Source organism: Wolbachia endosymbiont of Cylisticus convexus, from assembly GCF_003344345.1.
This window is the reverse complement of the sequence record NZ_QPIP01000234.1, coordinates 1-1,216: the sequence shown is the minus strand read 5'-3', so window position 1 is coordinate 1,216 and position 1,216 is coordinate 1. Positions and strand designations below refer to the sequence as shown.

Annotated in this window: 1 protein-coding gene and 1 pseudogene; both read right to left on the bottom strand. The window is 33.2% G+C overall.

What is annotated here, in order from left to right; all coding sequences use genetic code 11:
• Positions 1-28: 28 nt before the first annotated feature.
• Positions 29-880 (bottom strand): annotated as a pseudogene (locus Wcon_RS10875) (IS630 family transposase).
• 24 nt (positions 881-904) lie between these two features.
• The coding region (locus tag Wcon_RS12700) for a transposase (protein ID WP_179947528.1) at positions 905-1,216 on the bottom strand (312 nt) is incomplete at its 5' end.

Here is a 1,216-nt window from a genome sequence, read left to right as displayed (position 1 = left end):
TAGCTCTTTTCATAATAGTCCGAAAAGCTTATAGAAAAGCGGAATCAACAGCATGACGAAAAGATGTGAATAGAGGGATGTTTTTCCTAGCTCTGTTTTTTATAGCAAACCAATGATGCTCAATTTTGTTAAAATCGGGAGAATAAGGCGGTAGATATAAAATTTCTGCGCCAACTCCTTTAGCAAATTCAGTAATCTTATTAGACTTATGAAAAGTAGCATTATCAAGGATAACAGTTTGTCCAGGTTTCAAAATCGGTGTCAGAAACTGCTCAAACCATTTATTAACATATTACAGTGGCCTTCAAATGTTAACGGAACAACTATTTTCCTGCCGTTTAAGGCTGCAATCATACTGATTCGTTGAATTTTTTTACCAGATTTTAGAGCATAAAACCTCTGTCCCTTCTGGCAATATCCATAAGGGTAGTCCTCGGTGTTATCAATGCCAGACTCATCTATATAAACTAAGTTTTGAGGTTCTTTTGTTGCTATAATTTTCAAAAATTCAGCGCGTTTTTCTTCGTCCCTTTCTTTGTATCCATATGTCTTTTTTTGCGTGTGAGTCCAATTTTTTTAAGAGCTCGATGAATCGTTGGGATACTAACATTGCTCCAAAGCTTAGCCATTTCCGATAGAGTTTTTCCACCATATTTTTTAGCAAATTCAGTAAATTTATTCCAGTCAGTAATTTTGTGATTATAACCTCCATTTCCAAGTTTTTTTGACTGAAAATCTCCTGTTTCTTTTTTCTTTGCTGCCACTCCCATAACGTAGTTCTTCCAATTTTAAATCTTGCTGCCACTGCTTCTCTGCTTTCTCCTTCTTCTAGTGATTCCATTGCTTTTTTTCTTAAATCATAACTATATGCTGCTGGCATACTTACCTTCACTACTATAAAATCTTATTTTACCTCGTTTGTACTATTATGAAAAGAGCTATACCTCCTGATAGTAAAACAAATTGAACGTAAAAAAGAGTCATTAAGATCTAATGTAAACTGTAATAGTGCTATCTTAAATCCGTCTAAGTTATTTCTTATTTTATAAACAAGAAATAATAAAGCTGTAATAATAATCATATAAATATACACTTTCATTCCATTCATGTCATGGCTTAAAAAATGCTTATATCCGAGGTTTTGCTTGATAAATTTGAAAAATACTTCTATATCCCACCTGCGTCTGTATATTTGTGTTACTTCATAAGCGGGAAT